The sequence below is a fragment of the Shinella sp. WSC3-e genome, from assembly GCF_945994535.1.
GTDB lineage: Bacteria > Pseudomonadota > Alphaproteobacteria > Rhizobiales > Rhizobiaceae > Shinella > Shinella yambaruensis.
This window is the reverse complement of record NZ_OZ000530.1, coordinates 618,662-645,104: the sequence shown is the minus strand read 5'-3', so window position 1 is coordinate 645,104 and position 26,443 is coordinate 618,662. Positions and strand designations below refer to the sequence as shown.

General features: G+C 67.4%; 18 protein-coding genes. 3 read left to right on the top strand and 15 right to left on the bottom strand.

Features of this window, described 5'->3' with window-relative positions:
• Positions 1–199: 199 nt before the first annotated feature.
• The gene (locus AABF56_RS03215; protein WP_272804901.1) at positions 200–1,480 is read left to right on the top strand and encodes an MFS transporter; all 1,281 of its coding nucleotides are present in this window, start codon (positions 200–202) and stop codon (positions 1,478–1,480) included.
• A 3-nt stretch (positions 1,481–1,483) separates the two neighbouring features.
• Here AABF56_RS03215 and AABF56_RS03210 read toward each other — a convergent pair whose 3' ends face one another.
• Positions 1,484–2,422, bottom strand: coding sequence for a DMT family transporter (locus tag AABF56_RS03210; protein WP_244769981.1), 939 nt, complete (start codon positions 2,420–2,422; stop codon positions 1,484–1,486).
• A gap of 324 nt (positions 2,423–2,746) precedes the next feature.
• Here AABF56_RS03210 and pepN point away from each other — a divergent pair, with 324 nt between their 5' ends.
• Entirely contained in the window at positions 2,747–5,395 is a 2,649-nt protein-coding gene (pepN, locus tag AABF56_RS03205) for an aminopeptidase N (RefSeq protein WP_272804900.1), read from the top strand.
• Positions 5,396–5,535: 140 nt separating this feature from the next.
• Positions 5,536–7,884, top strand: coding sequence for a PAS domain-containing sensor histidine kinase (locus AABF56_RS03200; protein WP_272804899.1), 2,349 nt, complete (start codon positions 5,536–5,538; stop codon positions 7,882–7,884).
• Between the two features lie 148 nt (positions 7,885–8,032).
• Here AABF56_RS03200 and AABF56_RS03195 read toward each other — a convergent pair whose 3' ends face one another.
• The 14 genes from AABF56_RS03195 to AABF56_RS03130 all read right to left on the bottom strand — a co-directional run bounded on the left by AABF56_RS03195 (position 8,033) and on the right by AABF56_RS03130 (position 26,442).
• A complete protein-coding gene (locus tag AABF56_RS03195; RefSeq protein WP_272804898.1) occupies positions 8,033–10,984 on the bottom strand; it encodes a bifunctional [glutamine synthetase] adenylyltransferase/[glutamine synthetase]-adenylyl-L-tyrosine phosphorylase in 2,952 nt (983 codons plus the stop codon).
• A gap of 51 nt (positions 10,985–11,035) precedes the next feature.
• Positions 11,036–12,451 (bottom strand): ATP-binding protein, encoded by a 1,416-nt coding sequence (locus tag AABF56_RS03190; RefSeq protein ID WP_272807429.1) that lies wholly within the window; start codon positions 12,449–12,451, stop codon positions 11,036–11,038.
• 13 nt (positions 12,452–12,464) lie between these two features.
• Positions 12,465–13,148, bottom strand: coding sequence for a response regulator transcription factor (locus AABF56_RS03185; protein ID WP_257947619.1), 684 nt, complete (start codon positions 13,146–13,148; stop codon positions 12,465–12,467).
• Between the two features lie 114 nt (positions 13,149–13,262).
• Positions 13,263–14,837, bottom strand: a complete 1,575-nt coding sequence (locus tag AABF56_RS03180; RefSeq protein WP_244769977.1) for a Do family serine endopeptidase — start codon at positions 14,835–14,837, stop codon at positions 13,263–13,265.
• Positions 14,838–15,041: 204 nt separating this feature from the next.
• Positions 15,042–15,494 carry a cytochrome c-type biogenesis protein gene (locus AABF56_RS03175; protein ID WP_272804897.1) on the bottom strand — a complete coding sequence of 151 codons (453 nt, stop codon included), beginning with the start codon at positions 15,492–15,494 and terminating at the stop codon, positions 15,042–15,044.
• Positions 15,491–17,476 (bottom strand): heme lyase CcmF/NrfE family subunit, encoded by a 1,986-nt coding sequence (locus tag AABF56_RS03170; protein ID WP_272804896.1) that lies wholly within the window; start codon positions 17,474–17,476, stop codon positions 15,491–15,493. The genes AABF56_RS03175 and AABF56_RS03170 overlap by 4 nt, the downstream gene beginning before the upstream one ends.
• Complete coding sequence (ccmE, locus tag AABF56_RS03165; RefSeq protein WP_272804895.1) at positions 17,473–17,922, bottom strand: cytochrome c maturation protein CcmE; 450 nt, start codon at positions 17,920–17,922, stop codon at positions 17,473–17,475. Before ccmE ends, AABF56_RS03170 begins: the two co-directional genes overlap by 4 nt.
• Positions 17,919–19,055, bottom strand: a complete 1,137-nt coding sequence (gene ccmI / locus AABF56_RS03160) for a c-type cytochrome biogenesis protein CcmI (RefSeq protein WP_272804894.1) — start codon at positions 19,053–19,055, stop codon at positions 17,919–17,921. Before ccmI ends, ccmE begins: the two co-directional genes overlap by 4 nt.
• A 156-nt stretch (positions 19,056–19,211) precedes the next feature.
• Positions 19,212–19,643, bottom strand: coding sequence for a hypothetical protein (locus AABF56_RS03155; protein WP_244769972.1), 432 nt, complete (start codon positions 19,641–19,643; stop codon positions 19,212–19,214).
• 268 nt (positions 19,644–19,911) lie between these two features.
• Positions 19,912–21,330, bottom strand: a complete 1,419-nt coding sequence (locus AABF56_RS03150) for an ATP-binding protein (protein ID WP_272804893.1) — start codon at positions 21,328–21,330, stop codon at positions 19,912–19,914.
• Positions 21,320–21,991, bottom strand: coding sequence for a response regulator transcription factor (locus AABF56_RS03145; RefSeq protein WP_244769970.1), 672 nt, complete (start codon positions 21,989–21,991; stop codon positions 21,320–21,322). Before AABF56_RS03145 ends, AABF56_RS03150 begins: the two co-directional genes overlap by 11 nt.
• Before the next feature lie 48 nt (positions 21,992–22,039).
• Complete coding sequence (locus AABF56_RS03140; RefSeq protein ID WP_244769969.1) at positions 22,040–22,291, bottom strand: hypothetical protein; 252 nt, start codon at positions 22,289–22,291, stop codon at positions 22,040–22,042.
• A gap of 92 nt (positions 22,292–22,383) precedes the next feature.
• Positions 22,384–22,593, bottom strand: coding sequence for a hypothetical protein (locus AABF56_RS03135; protein ID WP_244769968.1), 210 nt, complete (start codon positions 22,591–22,593; stop codon positions 22,384–22,386).
• Positions 22,594–22,608: 15 nt separating this feature from the next.
• Positions 22,609–26,442, bottom strand: coding sequence for a baseplate multidomain protein megatron (locus tag AABF56_RS03130; protein ID WP_272804892.1), 3,834 nt, complete (start codon positions 26,440–26,442; stop codon positions 22,609–22,611).
• Between the last annotated feature and the right edge of the window lies 1 nt (position 26,443).

The following is a 26,443-nucleotide window of genomic DNA, read 5'->3' as shown; positions in this document are numbered from 1 at the left end:
CAAACGTCTCACCTCCTTTCGTTTTGCCAAGGTTCACCCCGGCAATTCTCTCCAGTACAACCCTATCGGGAATTCCCTCACCTCCCGAACTCCCCAGATAATCTTCTTGTTTTACGCCAGCCATTGTCGCAGTGGACAGCGCGCGGCCGCCGCAATAGAGCGACACTCCGACACCGAACGCGCCTTCCCCGGAGCCCCCATGCTGGCGAGCCTCGTCTCCATTCTCAGCCTGATGCTGTCCACCCTCCTGATGATGGTCGCCTTCGGGCTGCAGAGTTATGTCGTGCCGGTGCGCGCGGTCGCGGAGGGCTGGTCGACGCAGACGATCTCGATGATCGCGACGGGCTATACGATCGGCTTCACGCTCTCCTGCATCGTCACGCCGAAATTCGTGCTGCTGGTCGGGCATGTGCGCGTCTTCGTGGCGCTGATCACGCTGCTCGCCATCGGCATCCTGCTCTGCGCCCTCGTCGTCGACTGGCGCGCCTGGATGGCGTTTCGCGCCATGTCGGGTTTCGCCATTTCCGGCAGCTACCTCATCATCGAAAGCTGGCTGAACGAGCGCGTGACCAACGAGAACCGCGGCTCGATCTTCTCCGTCTACCTGATCACCACCATGGTCGGCACGATCGGCGGGCAATATCTCGTGCCGCTCGGCGACCCGTCCAACACCTCGCTCTTCATTCTCTGCGGCATCATCTTCTCCGTCGCCCTGCTGCCGACGGCGCTGACCTCCTCGCCGCTGCCGGCCCCGCCGACGCAGGCGCGCTTCGATGTCGCCAAACTTTACCGGCGCTCGCCGGTCGCCGTCGTCGGCGCCTTCCTTGCCGGGGCGATGTCCGGCGCCTGGCTGAACCTCGGCGGCGTGTTCACGCAGCGCAGCGGGCTTTCCACGGCGGAAGGCGCGACGCTGCTTGCCTGCGTGCTCCTCGGCAGCGCCCTCTCGCAGATCCCGATCGGCCGGGCCTCCGACCGGATGGACCGCCGCCTCGTCATGGTGGCCTGCGGCGCGGTCGGCACGGTCTCGTGCCTTGCCATGGCCGCCGTCGCCGGCGGGCCGCCGGTGCTGCTCTATGTCGTCGCCGCCTTCGTCGGCTCGGTCATCTTCCCGATCTATGCGCTGAACGTCGCCCATGCCAACGACCGCGCGCAGCCCGACGAATATGTCGAGGTCTCCTCAGGCATGATGATCGTCTACGGCATCGGCACCATTTCCGGCCCCATCATGGTCGGCCCGATCATGGACCGGTTCGGGCCGGGTTCGCTCTTCGTCGTGCTGGCGGCCTATTTCGTGCTCTACGGCGCCTATGCCGCCTGGCGCATCAGCCGGCGCGAGGAGAACGACGGCCTCGTGGTCAAGACCGATTACCAGGCGATGGCGGTGCAGCCGCTGGGCGCCGATGTCGCCGCGGCCGCGCTCCAGCCCGATGCGGCGACGGATGAGCGCATCGAGGACACGACGACCCCCGAATGGCGGTGACGCCTATCCCTGAAGGGTCTGGTGGCGCATGGCCGCCCGGCGCTTCAATTCGAGCTGGTGCTCGCGCAGGATGACGAAGATGCCGGCGGCGACGACGATGGCCGTGCCCACGAGCATGGTCTCAGTCGGCACGTCGCCGAACACGACATAGCCGATGATGAGGCCGAGCACGATCGAGATATACTCGAACGGCGCGATGGTGGAGACGTCGGCGTAGCGATAGCTCGCCGTCAGCAGCAGTTGCGCGATGCCGCCGCAGAAGCCGGCCAGCGCCATCAGAGCGAGCGAAGGCCAGCCGAGCGCGATCCAGCCGAAAGGCAGCGTACCCAGCGAGAAGATCGAGGCGAACAGCGAGAAATAGAGCACGATGGTCGGCGTGCGCTCCGTCTGCACCAGCTTGCGCACCAGAACCATGGCAAAGGAGCCGAGCACGGCGAAGGCCAGCATGGCGAGCGCGCCCATCGCCTCCGAGGAACCGAATCCGCCTTCCCGGAACAGCGTCAGGCGCGGCCAGCTGATGATGGCGACGCCCAGAAGACCCACCAGCACCGCCGTCCAGCGATAGATGCCGACCCTCTCCTTGAGGAACACCGCGGCGACGACGACGGTGACGAGCGGCAGCGCGTAACCGAGTGCGATCGATTCCGGCAGCGGCAGGTGCACGAGGCCGTAGAAGCCGAAGCCCATGGAGAGGATACCGACAAAACCCCGCTTGAAATGGCCGAAGATGTCGTTGGTGCGGAAGGCGTCGCGCAGCTGGCCCTGCACGGCGAGGAAGACGATGATCGGCACCATGGCGAAGGCCGAACGCAAAAACGTGATCTGTCCCGCCGGAATATCCTTGCCGGCCGCCTTGATGAGCGCGGACATGCAGAGGAAGATCACCACCGAGAAGACCTTGAGTGAAATGCCCCGCATGGGGTTGGGGTACGGCATGTCCATGGAGAACTCGTCACGGCCGGCGGGCCGTGGCATCAGGCGGTTGAGGAGAGACCGGAGAACCGATTCAGGCTGGCGGCAAGTCTATCCGGATCGGCCGGCGGATGGGATCAATTCTGGTGATGCGTCACGGATAATTTTGATCGGATCCGCGGGAGGGATGCCTGTCCCGGCAAAACGCAAATTTCCGGTTTTCGGAGGAGCCTGGAAATGAGATGTTAAGCCAATAAGCCTATCAATCCAGGGAATTCGGGGGCAGACCGTCCGTATCGCCCGTAGCGTTGCACCAAAACGATACGGCCCGGACGGCAAGGAGCAGGACATATCATGCGGACAGAGAACGGCCGGATCATTCATCTGGCAGACTATCGCCAGACCGACTTCGTTCTCGAGCGCGTCGACCTGACCTTCGAACTGGACCCGACGGAAACCAAGGTCGAGGCGCGGCTGATCTTCCACCGCCGCGAAGGCGCCGATCCCGCCGCGCCGCTGGTGCTCGACGGCGACGAACTGGTCATGACCAGCCTGCTCTTCGACCAGATGGAGATGGACAAGGCGCGCTACGACGCCACGCCCGACAGCCTGACGATCCGCGACCTGCCGGCGACGGACCCCTTCGAGATCACCATCACCACGATGATCAACCCGGAGGCCAACACCCAGCTGATGGGCCTCTACCGCACCAACGGCGTCTACTGCACCCAGTGCGAGGCCGAAGGCTTCCGCCGCATCACCTATTTCCCCGACCGGCCGGACGTGCTTGCCGTCTATACGGTCAACATCATCGCCGACAAGGCGAGCTGCCCGCTGCTGCTGTCCAACGGCAATTTTTTGGGCGGCGCCGGCTATGGTGAAGGCAGGCATTTCGCCGCCTGGTTCGACCCGCATCCGAAGCCCTCCTATCTCTTCGCGCTGGTCGCCGGCGATCTCGGCGTCGTGGAGGACACGTTCACCACCATGTCCGGCCGCGAGGTGACGCTGAAGATCTATGTCGAGCATGGCAAGGAGCCGCGCGCGGCCTATGCCATGGACGCGCTGAAGCGCTCGATGAAGTGGGACGAGGAGGTTTTCGGGCGCGAATACGACCTCGACATCTTCATGATCGTCGCCGTCTCCGACTTCAATATGGGCGCCATGGAGAACAAGGGGCTCAACGTCTTCAACGACAAATACGTGCTCGCCGACCCCGAGAGCGCCACCGACCAGGACTATGCGAATATCGAAGCGATCATCGCCCACGAATATTTCCACAACTGGACCGGCAACCGCGTCACCTGCCGCGACTGGTTCCAGCTCTGCCTCAAGGAAGGCCTGACGGTCTATCGCGACCACGAATTCTCCGCCGACCAGCGCTCGCGCGCGGTCAAGCGCATCGCCGAGGTACGGCACCTGAAGTCCGAGCAGTTCCCGGAGGATGCCGGCCCCCTCGCCCATCCGGTGCGCCCGACGAAATACCGCGAGATCAACAACTTCTACACGACGACCGTCTATGAAAAAGGCTCCGAGGTGACGCGCATGATCGCGACCATCGTCGGCAAGGACGGCTTCAAGAAGGGCATGGACCTCTATTTCGAGCGGCACGACGGCGATGCCGCGACGATCGAGGATTTCGTCAAATGCTTCGAGGCGGCGAACGGCGTCGACCTCTCGCAGTTCTCGCTCTGGTACCATCAGGCCGGCACGCCGCTCGTCAGCGTCTCGTCGAGCTACGACCAGGCGAAGGGTGCGTTCACCCTGTCGCTGGAGCAGATGATCCCGCCGACGCCCGGCCAAGCCGCGAAGGAGCCGATGCATATTCCGCTGCGCTTCGGCCTCCTCTCCGCCGACGGCACGGAAGCGCTGCCGAGCGCCGTCAGCGGCGCCGACGTGACCGGCGACGTGCTGCATCTCCGTGAGCGCCGCCAGACGGTGACCTTCTCCGGTATCGCCTCGCGCCCGGTCGTCTCGCTCAACCGCGGCTTCTCCGCGCCGATCAACCTGCATTTCGAGCAGGCGCCCGCCGACCTTGCCCATATCGCCCGCCACGACAGCGATCTCTTCGCCCGCTGGCAGGCGCTGAACGACCTCGCCCTGCCGAACCTCGTCGAGGCCGCGCGAAAGGCGCGGGCCGGCGAGCCGGTCGAGACCAATGCGGTGCTCGCCGACACGCTGATCGCCATTGCCGGCGACGAGACGCTGGAGCCGGCCTTCCGCGCGCAGGCGCTGGCGCTGCCCTCCGAATCCGACATCGCCCGCGAACTCGGCAGCAACAACGATCCGGACGCCATCCGCGCCGGCCGCGAAGCCGTGCTCGCCTTCGTGGCGAACCGCGACCCCGCCGTCTTCGCCGCGCTCTTCGAAGGTCACCGCACCGCCGGCACCTTCACGCCGGATGCGATGAGCGCCGGCCGGCGGGCGCTGCGCAATGCGGCCCTCGCCTATCTCGCCGTGGCCGACGGCACGCCGGCCCGCGCCGCGGAGGCCTTCGCGGCGGCCGACAACATGACCGATCTCAGCGCCGCGCTCACCGTGCTCGCCCATCGCTTCCCGGACGCGCCGGAGGCGGCGGCAGCGCTCGAAACCTTCCGCGCTCGCTTTGCCGACAATGCGCTGGTCATCGACAAGTGGTTCTCCATCCAGTCGACCATTCCGGGCGACGGCGCGCTGGACCGCGTCAAGGCGCTGATGGAAAGCCCGCACTTCAACAGGACGAACCCGAACCGCGTGCGCGCGCTCGTCGGCACCTTCGCCTTCTCGAACCCGACCGGCTTCAACCGGGCGGACGGCGCCGGCTACCGCTTCCTCGCCGAGCAGATTCTTGAGATCGACCCGAAGAACCCGCAGCTCGCCGCCCGCATCCTCACCTCCATGCGCTCCTGGCGGGCGCTTGAGGACGGCCGTTCGGACCATGCGCGCAACGCGCTGCGCACGATCGCGGCAGGCGAAAAGCTGTCTTCCGACGTTTCGGACATCGTGGAGCGCATGCTGAAGGGCTGATGCCCCCAATTTCCCAACCATAAGAAATGGTTAAGACTTGGTTACCTTTTCCGCTGGACAAGCCGAATCACAATTGATTCATTAAGGCAGATTCGGGCGAGCGGCGCGCCGAATCACGAGAGGGTACAAGGTTTAAGACTATGACGGACGCGCAACGAGGACGCGCAGCCGGCGGGTGGACTCACCTCAAATTTCCGGGAATGGCGGCCTGGGAAAGCGAGCTGACGGGACAGGCGAAGATTTTCGCCGGGCCTGCCGCGCGGCATCTGACACGGGCCGAGCCCGTGCTGAAGCGGTCGATACCGATCCTGATCATCGCCTTTCTGTTCGTTGTGGCCATCTCGCGCATGGCCGGCATCCTGGTCGAGCACGACCGGATGGAGACCAGCGTCAAGGACACGACGTCGCTGACGGCAATGGCCGCCGAGGCGGTGTTCTCCGGCCCGATGGCCGAGAGCCTGGCGAAATCCGACCGCATGGCGGTGGAGGCGGCGCTTTCCCTGCATCTGCCGCAGGACCGCATGCAGCCGGGCGGGCTGGTTCTCTTCGTGGCGGAGAAGGGCCAGGTCTTCGGCGCCTCGCTGGGCGCGGCGCGCTATGTCGGCCTGTCGCTCGCGCGGTTCTCTCCGGAGCTGGCGGCGATCCAGTATTTCGGCGATCCGGCCGGCGTCTTCCGCGCCCGCATCGGCGATGAGGACTACTACGCCTCGCTCGTGCAGATGCCGAAGAAGGGCGGCTTCATCATCGTCGCCAACCCGCTCGGGCAGCTCGCGACGTTCTGGCGCGACGAGGTGGCGCTGAACGTCACGCTGTTTTCCGGCATTTCGGCCATCCTGCTCGTCATCCTTTATGCCTACTACATCCAGGCGAAGCGGGCGCGCGACGCGGACGCGATCTTCGCCGAATCGAACCTGCGCGTGGAGACGGCGCTCGCCCGCGGCCGCTGCGGCCTCTGGGATTTCGACCTCTCGAGCCGGCGGCTGTTCTGGTCGCGCTCCATGTATGAAATGCTCGGCATGCCGGCGCGCGACAGCGTGCTCTCCTTCGGCGATGCCGCCCGGCTGATGCACCCCGACGACGACGGCATCTACCAGGTCGCCCGGGCCGTCGCGCGCAGCGAGGCCAAGCAGGTGGACCAGGTGTTCCGCATGCGCCACGCCGAAGGCCACTATGTGTGGCTGCGCGCCCGCGCCCAGCTCATCCGCATGGCCTCCGGCCGCATGCACATGATCGGCATCGCCATGGACGTGACCGAGCAGCACCGGCTCGCCCAGCGCTACCAGGAGGCCGACCAGCGGCTCGCCGACGCCATCGAATGCACCTCCGAGGCCTTCGTGCTGTGGGACAAGAGCGACCGGCTCGTCATGTGCAACGCGCACTACCAGCAGGCCTACGGCCTTCCCGACGACGTGCTCGTTCCGGGCACGGACCGGGCGACGGTGCATGCCGCCGCGGCCCGGCCGGTCATCGAGCGGCGCATCGCGGATGCGGACGGCGCGGGCGTTTCGCAGACCAGCGAGGTACAGCTTGCCGACGAGCGCTGGCTGCAGATCAACGAGCGGCGCACCCGCGACGGCGGCCTCGTCTCCGTCGGCACCGACATCACCATGATGAAGCGCCACCAGGTGCGCCTGCGCGAATCCGAACGCCGCCTGATGGCGACGATCGGCGACCTCTCCGCCTCCCGCGCCAAGCTGGAGCGGCAGAAGGCCGAGCTTTCGCTCGCCAATGCCAACTACCAGGCGGAAAAGGACCGTGCGGAGGCGGCCAACCGGGCCAAGTCCGAATTCCTCGCCAACATGTCGCATGAGCTGCGCACGCCGCTCAACGCCATCCTCGGCTTTTCCGAGATCCTGCAGAACCAGATGTTCGGCCCGCTCGGCTCCGACAAGTACCGCGAATATTCCCGCGACATCCACGAGAGCGGCAAGCACCTGCTCAACGTCATCAGCGACATCCTCGACATGTCGAAGATCGAGGCCGGCCACATGCGCATCAGCTGCGAGACGGTCGACCTGTCGCCGCTGATCGAGGAGACGCTGCGCCTCACCATGCTGCAGGCGGAGAAGAAGCACATCGAGGTGCGGCAGGCCTGCCCGGGCAACCTGCTGACGGTCGCCGACCGCCGCGCCATGAAGCAGATCCTGCTGAACCTCCTGTCGAACGCCATGAAGTTCACCAATCCCGGCGGCAGGGTGGAGGTGCGGGCACGCAGGGTGGACGGCGCCGTCACGCTGACGATCGCCGACACCGGCATCGGCATCCCGAAATCCGCGCTGCAGAAGATCGGCCAGCCCTTCGAGCAGGTGCAGAGCCAGTATGCCAAGAGCAAGGGCGGCTCCGGCCTCGGCCTCGCCATCTCCCGCTCGCTCGCCCATCTGCATGGCGGGGCCATGCGCATCCACTCCGTCGAGGGCAAGGGCACGATCATCTCCGTGCGCATCCCCGACCGGGAACGGCTCGCGGCGCTGCATCTGGCGGCGGCCTGAGGGCGCGTCCCCACCCGCCCACGTCATCCTCGGGCTTGACCCGAGGATCCATGCGTCACGGCGCATGTTGCGTTTGTGGCATGGATCCCCGGGTCAAGCCTGAGGATGACGGAGGAGAAGTTGGAGGGAGGCCTTCCCGAACCCGTCGCTATCCCTTCACCACCCCCTGAAAGATCTTCCGCACCGCCTTGGAGACGCGCCTTATATCCGCCTCCAGCGCGCGCAGGTCCGGGCAGTCGCCGGCGCGGCAGACGAGATCGACGAGGCCGGCGGGGGCCTCCTTCGGGTCGAAGCCGCCATCGACGCTGAGGCGCACGATCTGGGAGATATCCGTGTAGAGGGTGAGTGCCCGCTGCACCGTGTCGAGATCGTTCGGGTCCATCATGCTCTGTCCGAGCAGCGCCAGCGCATCGCCCGTCGGCAGCGCCCTTTCCGGCTGCGCGGCGCCCCGCGCCGGCGCCACAAGCGCGAGGAACTGGGCGATGAACTCGATGTCGATCAGCCCGCCGGCAATCAGCTTCAGGTCCCAGATGTCCTTCGGCGGCTTCTCCTCGTCGATCAGCGTCCGCATCTCGAGCACATCCTTGGCGATCTTGCCCGCATCGCGCTTGCGGGCGAGCACCGCGCGAAAGATCTCCTCCGCCTGCCGCATCAGGCTCTCGTCGCCGCAGAGCACGCGGGCGCGGGTCAGCGCCATGTGCTCCCAGGTCCAGGCCTCCTCCGCCTGGTACTTGGCGAAGGCGGTGATGCGGGTGGCGACCGGCCCCTTGTTGCCGGAGGGGCGGAGCCGCATGTCGACCTCGTAGAGCACGCCTTCGGCCGTCGGGGCGGAGAGCGCCGCGATCAGCCGCTGCGTGATGCGGGTGAAATACTTGACGTTGTCGAGCGGCTTGGCGCCGTCCGATTCGAAGGCGTCGCTGTCGTGGTCGTAGAGCAGGATGAGGTCGATGTCCGAGCCCGCCGTCAGCTCGAAGCTGCCGAGCTTGCCCATGCCGACCAGTGCGACGCGCCCGCCGGGGAATTTGCCGTGCGCCGCCTCGACCTCCTCCAGCACCGCCTTGAAGGCCGCCTGGACGATGAGATCGGCGACATGGGTGAAGGCGCGGGCGGCCTGCTTTCCGGTGATCGCGCCGGTCAGAAGGCGGATGCCGATAAGGAAGCGCTGTTCGGCGGCGATGATGCGCAGGCGATCGAGGATCTCCTCGTAATGCCGCGCGCCGGAAACGAAGCCGTCGATGCGCTCGGAGAGATAGGCGCGGGTCGGCAGTTCGGCGAGAAGCCCCGGATCGAGCATGCCGTCGAAGACATGGGGCTTTGCCGCGATCACCTCGGCAAGGCGCGGCGCCGACGACATGATGTTGACGATAAGGGAGAGCAGCGCCGGATTGTTGCCGAGCAGCGAGAAGAGCTGGATGCCCGCCGGCAGGCCGGAGATGAAATTGTCGAAGCGCAACAGCGCCTCGTCCGCCCGCTTGCTCTCGCCGAAGACGCGCAGCAGCTCCGGCGTCAGCTCCGTCAGCCGCTCGCGCGCCTCGACGGACTGCGTGGCGCGGTAGCGCCCGTAGTGCCAGGTGCGGATCGTGCGGGAAATGTCGGCGGGGCGCTCGAAGCCGAGGCGCTTCAGCGTCTCCAGCGTGTCCGGATCGTCCTTCTGGCCGGTGAAGACGAGATTGCCGGTCTCCGAGGAGAGCTTCGCCTCCTGCTCGAAGAGCGCCGCATAGCGCCGCTCCACGGTCTTCAGCACCTCGACCAACCGGGCGGAAAAGGCAGCCGTATCCGCAAAGCCCAGCATATAGGCGATGCGCTTCAGTTCGGCCTCGGTTTCCGGCAGCACATGGGTCTGCTCGTCGCGCACCATCTGGATGCGATGCTCGACGTCGCGCAGGAACCAGTAGGCCTGCGTCAGTTCCTCGGCCGTCGCCGCGTCGATCCAGCTCGCCCTGGCAAGTTCCGCCAGCATCGGCTCGGTGGCGCGCAGGCGCAGCGCCGGGACGCGCCCGCCGGCGATCAGCTGCTGGGTCTGCACGAAGAACTCGATCTCGCGGATGCCGCCGCGGCCGAGCTTGACGTTGTGGCCCTTCACCGCGATCTCGCCATGGCCCTTGTGCACATGGATCTGCCGCTTGATCGAATGGATGTCGGCGATCGCCGCATAGTCGAGGTACTTGCGGAAGACGAAGGGCGTGAGCTCCTTGAGGAAGGCTTCGCCGGCCCTGAGGTCGCCGGCGACGGGCTTTGCCTTGATGAAGGCGGCCCGCTCCCAGTTCTGCCCCCTGCCCTCGTAATAGAGCATCGCCGAATCGACCGAGATGGCGAGCGGCGTGGCGCCGGGATCGGGCCGCAGCCGCAGGTCCGTGCGGAAGACATAGCCGTCCGCCGTCCGCTCCTGCATGATGCGGATCAGCCGACGCACGAGGCGGGAAAAGGTCTCGACGGCCTCGCTCGGATCGACGGCGATGCCGGCCATCGGATCGAAGAAGACGACGAGGTCGATATCGGAGGAATAGTTGAGCTCCGCCGCGCCCAGCTTGCCCATGCCGAGCACGATGAGGCCGGAGCCCTCGCTCGGGCGGGCGGGATCGGGCAGCGTCAGCTTGCCGCTCTCATGCGCAGATAAAAGCAGGTGGTCGATGGCTGCGGACGTCGTCGCCTCGGCGAGATCCGTCAGCAGCGCCGTGGTGCGCCGCGCGTCGAAAATGCGGGCAAGGTCGGCAAGGGCGGTGAAGAAGGCGACCTCGCGCTTGGCGCGGCGCAGCCGCGTCATCAGCACGGCCTCCGTCACCTCGCCGTCCTCCGTCCGCCAGGCCTTGCGGGCGCCGTCGATGGCGGCCTGCACGGCGGGCAGGATCGGCTCTTCGAGCGCGCGGGTGAGCAGGCCGGGATCGATGCGGGCCGTGTCGCGCAGATAGGGCGAGAGCGACAGGGTGGCGACGATGAAATCCTTGAGCGGCCCCTCCTCGCCGAGGAGCCGGGCGATGGCGGCGTGCTCCCTACCCCAGTCCTTGAGATCGGACAGGACAGACTTGACCTCCGCCTGGCTGAGAGCCCGCACGGGGCTTGCCGAAAGATCGGAAAACCGCGTCGTTTCCGCTGCGCTCATGATGCCTCCTCACCGCATCCGGCCGATGAAAGGCCGGCGCGAAAAGGTGTATCAGTCCGCAACGACGGGGAAAACCATCCTGACGGTCAGCCCCCGATTGTTTTCCCGCTCCGCATGGGTCGCGTCGAGCTCGAGGCGGCCATGGTGCATTTCCATGACGGCGCCGGCCAGCGAGAGGCCGAGGCCCGTGCCGGGCTTGGAACGGCTGGCATCGAGCCGCACGAAGCGCTTCACCACGTCCTCGCGCTTGTCGTCGGGCACGCCCGGGCCGCTGTCGGCGACCGAAAGCACGACCTCGCCCTCCCGCCGTTCGAGGGAAATGCGGATCTCGGGTTCGCCCCCGCTGCCCTCGGCATATTTGATCGCATTGTCGATGAGGTTGCCGAGCGCCTGGCCGACGAGCTCGCGGTTGCCCTTGACCTCGACGCCGTCGGCGATGGCGGTCACCAGCGTGAGGCCGCTGTCCTCGGCCACCGGCTCGTAGAGCTCGGCGCCGTCCTGGGCGATGCCGCTGATGTCGATCGCGCTCATCTCGGCCGGTGCCTGCCCCGCCTCGACGCGGGAAATCATCAGGAGCGCGTTGAAGGTGCGGATGAGCTGGTCGGATTCCCCGATCATCTCCTCCAGCGCCGTGCGGTAATCGGCCCGCTCGCCGCCGGAAAGCGCGGCCTCCGCCTTGTTGCGCAGCCGGGTGAGCGGCGTCTTCAGGTCATGCGCGATATTGTCGGAGACCTGCTTCAGGCCCTCGTCGAGCTTCTCGATGCGGCCGAGCATGGTGTTGAGCGATTCCGACAGCCGGTCGAACTCATCGCCCGAACCGCTGGTCGGCAGGCGCTGCGAGAGGTCGCCCGCCATGATTCGCTGGCTGGCGCCGGACATGCGGTCCATGCGCTTCAGCGCATTGCGCCCGATCAGGTACCAGATGGCGAGCGCCCCGAAGCCCATGACGCCGAGCGCCACCATCAGCGCCTGGCGCACCAGATAACGGAAATTCTCGGGCTCGCCGAGATCGCGGCCGACGAGCACGCGCAGGCCGTTGGTGAGCACGATGACCTGCGCATAGGCCATCGGGCGGTTGTTGCCGCGCGCCTCCTCCTGGTAGCGCTGGTAGCGAAAGGGCGTCTCCGTCCAGCCTTCGGTGTCGAGCACGCCCGGCTGCAGCGACGCCACGTTGCCGGCCAGCACCTCGCCCGTCGGGCTTGCGATGATGTAGAGATTGGCGCCCGGCTGGCGCGATCGCCGTTCCAGCGTGCGCAGGAGGCCGTTCATGCCGTTGCCTTCGAAGACGCGCTCGATCTGCTCGACCTCCTGCGCCACCGCCTCGCGCATCTGCTGGCGCAGCAGCCGTTCCGACATGGAGGAGACGTAGAAGACGAGGAAGGCCGCGCACAGGGCGAACAGCAGCAGATAGACGGCGGAAAGCCGCACCGCGGTCGTGCGATAGAGGGCGGTCAGCCTGCCGAGCATTCGATGCATGGGGTCAGCCCGCCGCCTCGTCCTTCATCATGTATCCCGCGCCGCGAACGGTGCGCAGCAGCGGCTGGTCGAAGTCCTTCTCGATCTTCGAGCGCAGCCGCGAGACATGGACGTCGATGACATTGGTCTGCGGGTCGAAATGATAGTCCCAGACATTCTCCAGGAGCATGGTGCGCGTCACGACCTGGCCGGCATTCTTCATCAGATATTCGAGCAGGCGGAACTCGCGCGGCTGGAGCAGGATCTCCCTGCCGGCGCGCTTGACCGTGTGCGACAGCCGGTCGAGCTCGAGGTCGCCGACACGGTAGACCATGTCCTGCTCCGGCGTGCCCTTGCGCCGCCCGAGCACCTCCACCCGCGCCAGAAGCTCGCTGAAGGCATAGGGTTTCGGCAGGTAGTCGTCGCCCCCGGCGCGCAGCCCCGTCACGCGGTCGTCGACCTGGCCGAGCGCGGAGAGGATGAGCACGGGGGTGTGGATGTTGCGGCGGCGCAGCTCCGAGATCAGCGACAGGCCGTCGCGGCGCGGCAGCATGCGGTCGATGACCAGGACGTCGTAGCTGTTCTCGGTGGCGAGGAAGAGGCCGCTTTCGCCGTCGCTCGCATGGTCGAGCACGATGCCCGCCTCGCGAAAGGCCTTCGAGAGATAGGCGGCCGCCTCCAGATCGTCTTCCACAATCAATATCTTCATCGTGCGGACCTTACAGCATGTTCGGCGGGACTTGGCCAGAGTGCCGTGTCCCGATATGGCAGCGCCGCGAAACCTTGCGATTTCGCGGCGCCGAAAAGCGGATTACGGAGCCGCTCAGCCCTGGTCGATCGGCAGGGCCAGGAAGCGGCTGCCGTCATTGGTCTCGATCTGGAACAGCGCCTTGGAGCGGCCGTCCTTGCGGGCATTGTTGATGACCTTCACCACGTCGTCGGCAGACTTCACGGCCTGGTTGTTGACGGAGGTGATGCGGTCGCCTTCCTTGAGGCCGCGGTCGCTGGCGTCGGAGTCCGGATCGACGGAGGAGACCGTCAGGCCGTCGTCGCCCGGCGTGACCGAGATGCCGAGATCGGCAAGCGCCTGCTCGCTGGCGGGCGCTTCCGGCTCGACTTCGTCCGTGCCCGTCGCGGCCTGGATCTGCTCGCCGGCAAGCGTGCCGATCTCGACCGCGATCGTCTCGGACTTGCCGTCACGCCAGACCGAAAGCTCCACCGTCTTGCCGGGTGCGATGTCGGCCACGCGGCGGGCAAGGTCACGTGGGTTCTTGATCGGCTCGCCATCGAGCGCCGTGATCACGTCGCCCTTCTTGATGCCGGCCTTGGCACCGGGCGAATCGGCCTGCGGTTCGACGACGAGGGCACCGGCGGCGTCCGCAAGGCCGAGCGAATCGGCGATATCGCGGCTCACCGGCTGGATCTGCACGCCGAGCCAGCCGCGGTCGACCTTGCCGTCCTTCATCAGGTCGGCGACGACGCCCTTGGCGACGGAGGCGGGAATCGCGAAGGCGATGCCGACATTGCCGCCGGACGGCGAGAAGATCGCGGTGTTGATGCCGACGACCTGGCCGTTGAGGTTGAAGGTCGGGCCACCGGAATTGCCGCGGTTCACGGCGGCGTCCACCTGCAGGTAGTCGTCATAGGGGCCGGAGCCGATGTCGCGGCCGCGGGCCGAGATGATGCCGGCCGTCACCGTGCCGCCGAGGCCGAACGGGTTGCCGACGGCGACGACCCAGTCACCGACGCGGATCTGGCTGTCATCGGCGAAGCTCACATAGGTGAACTTGCGCTTGTCCTTCTCCTCGACCTTCAGGACGGCGAGGTCCGTGCGGCTGTCCTTGCCGACGAGCTTGGCGTCGAGCTCCGTGCCGTCGTTCATCACGACCGTGAAGGCGGTGCCGTCATTGACGACGTGGTTGTTGGTGACGATGTAGCCGTCTTCCGAGATGAAGAAGCCGGAACCCTGCGAGGTCGGGCGCAGATGCGGCTTGCGGTCACGACCGCGGCGATCGCCGCGTTCACCGAAGCGGCGATCCGGCCCGCGGTCGCCCCGGAACTGATCGGGGCCGCCGAACTCACGGAAGAAGCGCTTCAGCGGATGATCGTCGGGAAGCTCGTCGAAGCCGCGGCCGCCGAAGTTGAAGCTGAAGTTGCTCTCGTCATTGGCCGGCTTGACATCGGACTGGACGCGAACGGAAACGACGGCCGGCGAGACGGCCTCCACGACGTCGGCGAAGCTCGCGACCTGCGGACCCTGCACCGACACGGCTTCTGCAAAACTCTCGGTGACGCGCGCGGGAATGCCGGTCGCAAGCATGACGGCCGCAAGCCCGGCGACGGTGGTCGTCTTCAGGACGGTCTTGAGGCCTGGACGGAATGCTGAAATCTTGGACATTCTTTGCACCTTTTCTCTCACTTCATGGCTGCGTGCGGCAGCCGATGAGCAAGAGATAGGCGCGTGCACATTACAGCGCACTATCCGCGGCATGAATTTTTGGTAATGTTGGGAAGAAGGAATTAGGCAGTAGGCAGTAGGCAGTAGAAATATCTACTTCCCTACTGCCTATTGGCTACTGCCTAATTCCTCATCCCCATTTCCTCACTCCAGAGCCTTTTCCAGCTCGGCCTTCTCCGCCTCCGAAAGCGGCGTTCCCGTCGGCTTGCCGCTGCGCTTGCGCCCGAAAAGCACCATCGCCGCCGCGCCCGCGAGAAAGAGGACGATCGGCGCGCCCCACAGGAGCAGCGTCTCGCCGCGCAGGCGCGGGTTCAGCAGCACGAATTCGCCATAGCGCGAGACGACGTATTCTATCACCGCCTCGTCGCTGTCGCCGTTCTTCAGCCGCTCGCGCACGAGAAGCCTGAGGTCGCGGGCAAGCTCGGCATTGGAATCGTCGATCGACTGGTTCTGGCAGACCATGCAGCGCAGCTCGGCCGACAGCGCCCGCGCCCGCGCCTCCAGCACCGGATCGGCCAGCACCTCGTCCGGATTGACCGCGAAGGCCGGAAAAGCGGCAAGCAGGAAGGCCGAGGCGAGGAGCAGGCGGCGCATCATTCCGCCGCCTCCAGCGCCGGCTTGACCTTGCGCACCTTCTGCGGCGCCCCGACGCGCAGCCGCCGGTCGCACAGCGACACGATGCCGCCCGCCATCATGATCAGCGTGCCGATCCAGATACAGAGGATCATCGGCTTCCACCAGACGCGCACGACGATGCCGCCGTCGGCCATCGCATCGCCGAGCGAGACATAGAGCTGGCTGAGCCCGAAGGTGCGGATGCCCGCCTCCGTCGTCGGCATGCGACGGGCGGAATAGAGCCGCTTGGAGGACCAGACGTCGGTGACGATCACGCCGCCGCGCGCCACCGTGAAGTGGCCGGATTCCTCGGAATAGTTCGGCCCCTGCCCGCGGCGCATGCCGTCGAAGGTCAGCGTGTAGCCGCCGGCCTCCACCTGCATGCCGGGCTTCATCTCGACGACATGCTCGGTCTCGAACGCCGTCACCGCGATGACGCCGATCACCGTCACGCCGATGCCGATATGGGCGAGCGCCGTGCCGAAGGCCGAGCCCGGCAGGCCGATGAAGCGGCGGACGGCGACGTTGCGCGCCACCTTGCCGATGCCGGCGCGCAGCCACAGGTCGGTGATCGCGCCCGCGATCATGTAGAAGCCGATGGCAAGGCCGAAATAGGCGAGCACCGGCCCGCCGTTCTGGATGTAGAGAACCACCGCCGCGCAGACGAGGCCGATGCCCGCCGCCGCAAAGAGGCGCTGGCCGGCGGCGAGCACATCACCCCGCTTCCAGGCGAGCAGCGGGCCGAACGGCACCGCCAGCAGCAGCGGCAGCATCAAGAGGCCGAAGGTGAGGTTGAAGAAGGGCGGGCCGACGGAGATCTTCTCGCCCGTCAGCGCTTCCAGCACCAGCGGATAGAGCGTGCCGGTCAGCACCGTGGCGGCCGCCGTCGTCAGGATCAGGTTGTTGAGGACGAGCGCGCCCTCGCGCGAGATCGGCGCGAAAAGCCCGCCGGCCTTCAGCGTTGCCGCCCGGAAGGCGAAGAGCGACAGTGCGCCACCGATGAAGAAGACCAGGATGGCGAGGATGAAGACGCCGCGCGTCGGGTCGGTGGCGAAGGCATGCACCGAGGTCAGCACGCCCGAGCGCACCAGGAAGGTGCCGAGCAGCGACATGGAGAAGGTGAGGATCGCGAGCAGCACCGTCCAGATCTTCAGCGCCTCGCGCTTTTCCATGACGAGCGCCGAATGCAGCAGCGCCGTGCCGGCGAGCCAGGGAATGAAGGAGGCGTTCTCCACCGGGTCCCAGAACCACCAGCCGCCCCAGCCGAGCTCGTAATAGGCCCAGTAGGAGCCCATGGCGATGCCGGCGGTGAGGAAGCTCCAGGCCGCCAGGGTCCACGGCCGCACCCAGCGCGCCCAGGCCGCATCGATCCGCCCGTCGATCAGCGCCGCGATGGCGAAGGAGAAGCTGACGGAGAAGCCGACATAACCGAGATAGAGCAGCGGCGGATGGATGGCGAGACCGATGTCCTGCAGAACGGGATTGAGGTCCTGCCCCTCGGCCGGCGCCGGCTGGAGCCGCAGAAACGGATTGGAGGTGAGCAGGATGAAGAGCGCGAAGGCGGTGGAGATGAAGCCCTGCACGGCCAGCACGTTGGCGCGCAGCCGCTCGGGCAGGTTGGCGCCGAAGGTGGCGACGAGCGCGCTGAAGAAGACGAGGATGAGGAGCCAGAGCAGCATCGAGCCCTCATGGTTCCCCCAGACCCCGGTGATCTTGTAGATCATCGGCTTCAGCGAATGCGAGTTCTGCCAGACATTGCCCACCGAGAAATCGGAGACGACATAGGCGAAGGTCAGCACCGAGAAGGAGAAGAGCACGAGCAGGAAACCGGCCAGCGCCGCGGCGGGCGCCACGGCCATCAGCGCGCGGTCGCCCCGGATCGTGCCGACCAGCGGCAGGATCGACTGGACGATGACGGTCGCCAGCGCCAGGATCAGGGCATAGTGTCCGAGCTCGATGATCATTTGATCGTTTCCTTGCCGGATAGTTCGACGCCCTGCGCCTTCAGGCGATCCGCGACGTCCTTGGGCATATAGGTCTCGTCGTGCTTGGCGAGCACCGTGTCAGCCAGGAACAGCCCGTCCGTGCCGAAGGCGCCTTCCGCCACCACGCCCTGCCCCTCGCGGAAGAGGTCGGGCAGGATGCCGGTATAGGTCACCGGCACCGTCGCAAGCGTGTCCGTCACCGTGAAGGTGATGATCGAGCCCTCGCCGCGCTTGACCGTGCCGGACTCCACGAGCCCGCCGAGGCGGATGCGCGTTCCCGGCGGCACGTCGGCCTTGGCGAGATCGCCCGGCACGTAGAAATAGGCGATCGACTGGCTGAAGGCGAACATGACGAGCAGCACCGCCGCCACCAGGAAGGCGATGCCGCCGCCGATCACTGCCAGACGTTTCTGCTTGCGTGTCATGGTCCGCTGCCCTCAGCCGAAATCGATAGGTCCCGGGCAAGCGCCAGAAGCTGTTTGCCGTTGTCGCTGTCGGCCGGGAAGGTCTTCAGCGCCGTCTGTAGCGCGGCTTCGGCCTTCGGCCTTTGATCCAGCACAACATAGGAACGGATGATGCGCATCCATCCTTCGATATTGTCGGGATTTTCCTGAAGCTTCGCCGCAAGGCTCTCGACCATGCCCGATATCATCTGCTGGCGGTCATCCGCCGACATGTCCTGGGCGGCCGCCATGTCGTCCGCCGTCGGATTGCCGAGCGCGCCGCCGCCGCCGCCCTGCCCCTCGGCAAGCCCGGCAATATGCCGGTTGACGAGCGGCAGCCAGGGCGCATCGGCCGGCGCTTGCTTCGCCAGGGCCTCGAAGGCGGCGCGCGCCTCGGTGCGCTTGCCCTCCTGCTCCAGCGCCAGCGCCAGATAGTATTCGGCGCGCGGATTGTCCGCCTTCAGCGTCAGCGACTGTTCCAGCCGGGCGCGCGCCTCGGCGGTCACGATGCCGTTCGACTGGGCGATCAGCGTTTCCGCATAGCCGTCCAGCCGCTCCGGCGTCGGCCCGAGCAGGCGGATCGCCTGGGAGAAGGCGTTCGCCGCATCCTCCACCCGGCCGCTGCGATAGTAGATCGGCGCCAGAAGGTCCCAGCCCGCACCGTCGTCCGGATTGCGCGCCAGATGGTTCTCCGCCTTGGCGATGAGGATGGAGATGTCGTTTCCGGGATTGGCAAGGCGCTCTGCGAGCGGCTGGGCCGGAAGATCCGGCCGGCCGGTCGCCACGTAAAGACAGAGGCCGATGGTCGGCAGCAGCACGATCACGAAGACCTGCGCCAGCCGGTTGCGGCGCCCGGCCGGGCCCGCCCCGCCCTTCGCCTCGGCCTTGCTGGCCGCGATCAGCCGGCGCGCGACCTCCGCCCTAGCAAGCTCGGCCTCGTTCGCGCCGATGAGGCCGCTCGCCTCGTCGCGCTTCAACTCCTCGAGCTGGTCGCGGTAGACCTCGACGTCATGACCGGCGTCACCCGCTGCCGCCGGAGGGCGGCGCAGCAGGGGGAGAAGCAGAACGGCGGCCACGGCGGCCGTCAGGATGGCGACGAGAATCCAGAAGAACATGACCGTTCAAATACTGGAACGCGCGACCGTTTCCAATTCCCCAGGGAACAATGACGTGAATTTGAGGCGTTTCGCCGCAACCGTCGAACGGTCAGGCTTGCGCTAACGCATGCCCGCCCCTTTCCGGTGAACCGGATGGCGCCGGAAACAACAATGCTAGGACAGCGGCGCCCAGGCCCCGTCCGCGTTGCGGCAGGCCGCCCCGCGCGTTGCGGTGTCCCGGCCGTCCACGGTCAGCGTGTGGCTGTACTGCCGGCAGTTCTGCGAGCCGACCTGATAGGGCGCGGCCGCCACCACCGATCCGCTGACGCCCCTGCCCTGCCAGACGACGGGCTGGCCGCCGGGCGCGGCTTCCAGCGCGCGGTACTCGGCTTCCAGCGCCCGCTGCATGTCCGCCTTGGAGAGCTGGGCGCCGCCGGCATTGCGGCTGACGAGCCCGCCCTGCAGCGCGGTGATATAGACGCCCGCTCCGGTCGGAACGGCCGTGCCGGCGGTCCCGGCAGCGCCGCCCGATGTGGTCGTGCATCCCGAAACCGTCGCTGTTGCCAGAAGGAGGGGGAAAAAGGCGCCGCGCAAACCCGTCTTCATCCGCTGGGACCGTCTCTCTTCATGAGAGAGCGCTTTCACCCGCCGGCGAAAACGCTCTGATCTTGTGTTCTGCCGCAATTCCGGGTGCAAAACCGCTTCGCGCTTTTGCCGGAACTGCTCTCGCTTTCCGTTTCCACGCGATTGCGGCTGCAAAACCGCCTCGCGCTCCTGCTGGTCTCGTCCCGGAAGCGATACGCCCGCCCGGCACGTGGTCCATCCCGCGATCCTCATCGTCGCGAGCCCCTCCCTTGTTGCATTGTCCGCCGTCTCAGGCAACATCCTTTGTGACGGCCGGCAGGACGAGCCGCGCCAGCAGCCCGCCGCGCGGCCCGCGCGAAAGCCCGAAGGTTCCCTGGTATTCCGAGGCGATCTCGCTGACGATGGAAAGGCCGAGCCCGGTGCCCGGCTTGCTCTCGTCGAGCCGCTTGCCGCGCTTCATCGCCTCGCGGATCTCGTCCGGCTCCAGCCCCGGCCCGTCGTCCTCCACCTCGATGACGATCCAGTTCTTGCGCGCATCGTCATTGCCGCGCACCTCGGCCGGCGCCATCAGGGCGCGCACGGCCACGGTCGTGCGGGCATAACGCGCGGCGTTTTCCAGGAGGTTGCCGACCGTCTCCTCGACATCCTGCTGCTCCATCGCCAGCACGAGACCCGGCGGATCGACGGTCAGCGGAAACTGGCATTCGGCGTTGAGCCGCCGCATCACGCGCACCAGCCGCTCCAGCACGGCCTGCGCCTCGGTGCGTGCGAGCACGGATTCGCGCTGGGCGGCGATGCGGGCACGGTTGAGATAGGATTGCACCTGGCTCTGCATGGCTTCGGCCTGCGTGCGCACGAGATCGCCCTGCGGGGCGGCGAGCAGCCGCGATTCGTTGAGGAGAACCGCGATCGGCGTCTTCAGGGAGTGCGCCAGGTTGCCGACCTGCATGCGCGCCCGCTCGACGATGCGCCGGTTGCTGTCGATCAGCGCGTTCACCTCGCTCGCCAGGGGCAGGATCTCCCGGGGAAAATCGCCGTCGAGCTGCTCGCTCTCCCCCGCGCGGATCTTCTCCAGCGCCTTGCGCGCCCGGTCGAGCGGCTTCAGGCCGATGAGGATCGCCGCCGCGTTGAGAAGCAGGCTGCCGACGCCGAAGCCGGCCAGCGCCAGATAGAGGCTGCCGGAAAAGTCGTCGATATCGCCCTCCAGCACGTCGCGGTTGCCGACGACGCGGAAACGCGCCGTGCGTCCCTCGTCGTCGAGCACGACTTCCGTCTCGCCCACCTCCACCTCGTTGCCGAAGGAATCGATGGTCGTGTAGAAGCGCTCGTAGCGCGTGTCGAAGGGAATGCTGTCGGTATCGGGGATCGGAATGCTCCCCGTTCCGAGCGAGGACGAGGTCAGCGTCTCGCTTGCCAGCGCCCCGCCGATCGGCTCGACCACCCAGTACCAGCCCGATTGCGGCTGGAAGAAGCGCAGGTCCCCGAGCTGCGGCGTGCCGGTCAGCCGCGTCTCCTCGTCCGCCGAAACGGAATTGATGACGTTGTAGAGCTGCGCGCGCAGAAGATCGCGAAAGCTCTTCTCCGCGCTCTGGCGGTAGAGCGTCGAGATGACGACGGCGATGACGATGAGCGCGACCGCCGCCCAGAGCGAGGCGAGAAGAAGAACGCGGAAGGTGAGCGAGCGGGAGCGCCTGGCGTTATTTGCCATTGGCGGGGGCTTGCATCCGGTAGCCGAGGCCGCGCACGGTCTCGATCAGGTCGACGCCGATCTTCTTGCGCAGGCGCCCGACGAAAACCTCGATCGTGTTGGAATCGCGGTCGAAATCCTGGTCATACATATGTTCGACCAGCTCGGTGCGCGAAACCACCTCGCCCATGTGATGCATGAGGTAGGAAAGCAGCCGGTATTCGTGCGAGGTCAGCTTCAGCGTCTCGCCGTTGACCGTCGCCTTGGAGCCCTTCGTGTCGAGCCGCACCGGCCCGCAGACGATGTCGGGGCTCGCATGGCCCGCCGCGCGGCGGATCAGCGCCCGGATGCGCGCCAGCACCTCCTCGACATGGAAGGGCTTTGCCACATAGTCGTCGGCGCCGGCGTCGATGCCGGCCACCTTGTCGCTCCAGCGGTCGCGGGCGGTGAGGATGAGGACGGGCATGGCCTTGCCGTCGGCGCGCCATTTTTCGAGGACGGTGATGCCGTCCATTTCCGGCAGGCCGATATCGAGGATGATAGCGTCATAGGGCTCGGTGTCGCCGAGATAGTGGCCTTCCTCGCCATCGAAGGCCTGGTCCACAACATAGCCTGATTCCTTCAAGGCCTCGCTGAGCTGCCGGCTCAGATTGACGTCGTCCTCGACCACCAGGATACGCATTCGCCCTCTTTCCTATCTCTCTCGTCCCATCACGAACGGCCGGCGGCCCTACATCGGCACGCGCACGGTCACCTTGCGCGGCCGCGCATTGCCCTTGCCGGGCACGAGCACCGTCACCACGCAGGTATCGCCCTTCGGCTGCGCCGAGAGCAGTTCGCCCCCCGTCTGGGCAACCACCTGAGCAGCCGCGTCGCTGCAGTCGCCGGCGACCGCGACGACATCCCGCGCGGTGCCCGTCTCGACGGGCCCCGGCAGGATCAGGCTGGCCGCAAGCGCGGTTATGAGAAGTGGCGAGGCCATGAATGTACTTTCAGGTGCGGATCAGTGTGATGCAAGCAATAAACGATCCACGCTGAATGGCAAATGAATGCCTTGTGGATCGTCAAGCCGCCTCATCGCACGCGCCGGCGCGCGGAAATCCGCCCGTAAAGCGCGACGAACCCGCCCAGCGTGCCCACCGCCGCCACGAGGAGATCGGCCAGTTCCCCTTCGTCACCCGCCGTCACCTCGACGCCCGCCGCATTGGCGAGCGAGGCGAGGATCGCGACCAGCGCGCCCCAGACGGTGCGCGACCGGTACCAGGCTTTCGTTTCGTCATTCATCGGTTTTCCTTTCTGTCAGAGAAGGATCGTCGCCCGCGCCGGCAGGCCGAGCGGGATGGCCCGGCCGAGCTGGCGCACGCGGATGGAAAGCGCGGCCTGCGGCGCGCCGAAATCGGCAAGCTCCTGGTCGGCGGGATAGGTGAAGGCCGGCGCCGCGGTCTCGACGCTGCGCACCGGCACCGCGCCGGAGAGGATGTCGAGGCGATAGGCCTCCGCCGGCTCGTCGAGCGGGATCTCGGCGGCCAGCCAGCTGTCCGAATCGATCCGCCCCCGCCGGATCCACGACAAGCGCACAGCGCCGTCGACGTCCCGCCGGCCGCGCAGATGCACCGGCGCCAAGGGCGTCAGCGCCCGCTCGCCGCCGGCAAAGGCGAAGGGACCCGCCTGTCCCGGCGTCATGCCGACAGGCTCGACGAGCCAGTTGGAGAGCCGCCCCACCTCCTCCACGTCGAGACCGAGCGGCAGCACCGCATCGTCCAGCACCACCGCCCGCGTCCCGGCCGCATGGCCGGACGCCATGGCATCCTCGGTGCCATGCAGGGCGCGCAGCAGCCGGATGAGTCGCCAGCGCCCCGGCGCGATCTCGCTCGCCCCGGCAAAGCCGATAATTTCCCAGGCCCCGCTGCCGGCTCTGAGCGCAAGGCGGTTGGCGCCGTTCAGCATGGCCAGCGTGTCCACCGCGGAAAGCCCGCCGAAGGGCAGGTCGAGCATGATCGCCCGCCCCGGATCGAACCGCCCGGCGACGCCTGCCGCCAGCGGCTCGACCAGCGTGCCGATCCGCGCCGGCCGGTCGAGCCGTACGCGGCTGCGATAACCTTCGCTGCCCTCCGAACTCGACACGATCATGGAGCGCCAGGGATGCGCATAGGCCGCGACACGCGCAAAATCCTGCGCCCCGCCAGACCCGAGGACCGGCAGGTCGAGGAAAACGACGTCCGGCGCAAAGGCGTCGCCCACCCCGCTCGCCGGCCGCGGCCGGCCGTCCGGCAGCAACGGCGCCGGGCTGTCCCCCGCCGCGATCGCCCGCGCCTCCACCTCCCGCACCAGTCCGTCGGTGATGCCGGTGATGAGAAAGCGTCCCTCCGGCCCGTCGGCCAGCCGCACGATGTCGCCCGGCGTCACGCCCATCGCGGTCGGCGGCAGGCGGAAGGTGAGCCGCCGCTGCCCCGCCCGCTGGTCGCGCAGCGCCGTCTCGACGCTCGCCGCGGCCGCCCCCGCATGCAGCACCGCCGGCAGCGCCAGCCGCAGCACGCGGTCGTTCTCCCCTGCCATGCGGCGCGAGCGCGCCGTCACGCGCGAATAGGTGCCCGAATCGTCGAAATGGTCGAGGATCGCCTCGCCCGCGAAATCGCTGATATGCCCGCGGCTCTCCTCGAACAGCACCTCCTCCGGCCGCTCGGCAAGAAGGCCGATCTCCGCCGGCGGCAGCGCGGATTTCAGCCGCGATCGGAAGACCAGCCTGCCGTTCGCCTCCAGCGCATCGATCTGGAACGCTTCCATCAGCGGCTCGATCAGCGCGCGCGCCGAGGTCTGGTCCGCCTGCACGAAACCGGAGAGATCGCCGGCAACGCCCGAGACGTCGAAATCGTGGAACCCGTGATCCTTCAGGATCGCCGCGATGACATCCGCCACCGTCCCGGCCCCGAGCCGCGCGTTCAGCCAGTGCCCGCGCTGCCAGTTGAGCCCGTCCGACCAGAGTGCGGTATCCTCGGGAAAGGCCGGATAGGGCCGCGCATCCCAGGTCCAGAGGAAGACATGGCCCGGATCGACCATGCCGGCCTCCGGCCCGCTGCCCTGCCACCAGCCGTGGTGCGCGTCGAGGAAGCGCCGCTGCACCGCGTCGTTGCGCGCCCCGCCGGAATGATAGGGCAGCGCGTTCTCCGAGCTTTTCGGATCGACGAAGACGTTCGGCTGGTTCGCCCCCTTGTCGACCGCCGGGCAGCCGAGCTCGGTGAACCAGATCGGCTTGGAGCGCGGCACCCAGGCGGTGTGGCCGGAAAGCTCCGCCCCGCCCGGCCCGCGCTCGTAGTGGCGATTGCCCCACCAGTTCTCGAGGTCCTTGTAGCGGAACACCCAGGGCTTTCCCGCCATGCCGTCGGTGATGGGCACGCGCTCGCGCGCCGCCCGCGCCGCCGCGTCGGGATAATACCAGTCGAACCCCTCGCCGCCGGTGATCATGGCGCGCATGGCCGCCATGTCCTCGGAATGGCGAAACGCGTCCGGATTGCCGGCCAGCGTATCGGCATTCTGCCAGTCGGAGAGCGGCATGTAATTGTCGATGCCCACCGCATCGATCGCCGGGGAGGCCCAGAGCGGGTCGAGATGATAGCGCACCTCGCCGCTGCCGCCCGGCGGCTGGTAGCCGAAATATTCGCTCCAGTCGGCCCCGTAGGTGATCTTCGTGCCCGGCCCGAGGATCGCCCGCACGTCGCCCGCAAGCGCGCCAAGCGCCTCGACGAAGGGAAAGGCCCCGCTCCCGTCGCGCAGCCAGGTCAGCCCGCGCATTTCCGAGCCGATCAGGAAGCCGTCCACCCCGCCCGCCGCCTTCGCCAGCAGCGCATAATGCAGGATCAGCCGCCGGAACCCCTCGTCGCCGGCGGGGCCGGCGATCTCCTCGCCCGAAACGGAAAAGCTCCCCGCCCCGGCCGCGCCGACAAAGGCGTTCACCTGGCCGCGCGCCGAAGCGGTTCCCTCGGCGGATTGTGGATGGCAGGTGATACGCCCGCGCCAGGGATAGGGCGCCTGCCGCACGTCGCCATAGGGGTCCGGCAGCGCGTTGTCGGCCGGCACGTCCATCATCAGGAAAGGGTAGAGATAGACCTCGATCCCGCGCGCCCTCAGGTCGCGGATGGCCGCGATCACGCTCGCATCCGAGGGCGTGCCGCCATAGGCCGGCCGGCCCTCGACGCGGCTCACCACATAGGCGTCCGCGCGCGCGATGCCGCAGACCTTCCACGGCCGGCTCTCCTCCAGCCGCTCGGACACCTCCACCCCCGGCAGGATGCGGCACTGGCCCGCCCGAAGGTCCGTGCCGAACCAGGCGACCACCAGCCCCACCCGTTCGAGGCCGGGGCACAGCGCCTGCAATTCGTCGATCGAGGCCACCCAGTCCGTCGCCGCCACCAGCGTGTTGCGGTTCAGGTTGCGCGCCTTGCCTTCGGAAATCTTCTCCGTCACCAGTTCGGGGTCATAGCCATGCTCGCTCGATCCCGGAATGACCGTCACCGCCCGGACCTTGCCCTCCAGCGAGCCGACCGGCTTCAGCACCTCGAACTGCAGGATCGGGATGCGGTTGCCGAACGTGTCGAGCGGCAGCCGCTCGAAGACGACATAGGCAAGCCCGCGATAGGCCGGCGCGTTGCCCGCCCCCTGCTTGGCGAGGATCAGCGGATCGGGCGCCTGGTCGGCGGTGCCGCGATGGACGCGCATCTCGATGCCGGTCAGGTCGATCTCCCGCCCGTCCGCGAAGACGCGCCTGACGCCGGCGATCGGCCCTTCGCACACGCCGACGGCGAAGTTGGCGAAATAGCTGAAGGTCTCGACCCGCGGCCCGCTCGCCTTGCCGCCGCTGCGCTCGACGGAGACGTCCTCCTCGAAGCGCGTCGCCCAGATCAGCGTGCCGCCGACACGCGCCGTGCCGTAGACGCGGCTCATCGCCGTGCCTTCCTCCGCCCCCGGCACGCGCCCGTCATTGAGCCGCGCGCCGGGAATCTTCGTCAGGCCGTTGATCAGCGAGCGGTCGACCGCCGAGCCCGCCAGCGCGCCGACGGCCCGGCCGAGCATGGCGCCGAACGGCCCGAAGAGGCCGCCGAGCGTCGCGCCCGCGGCCTGGAAGAGAAGTGTCGCCATG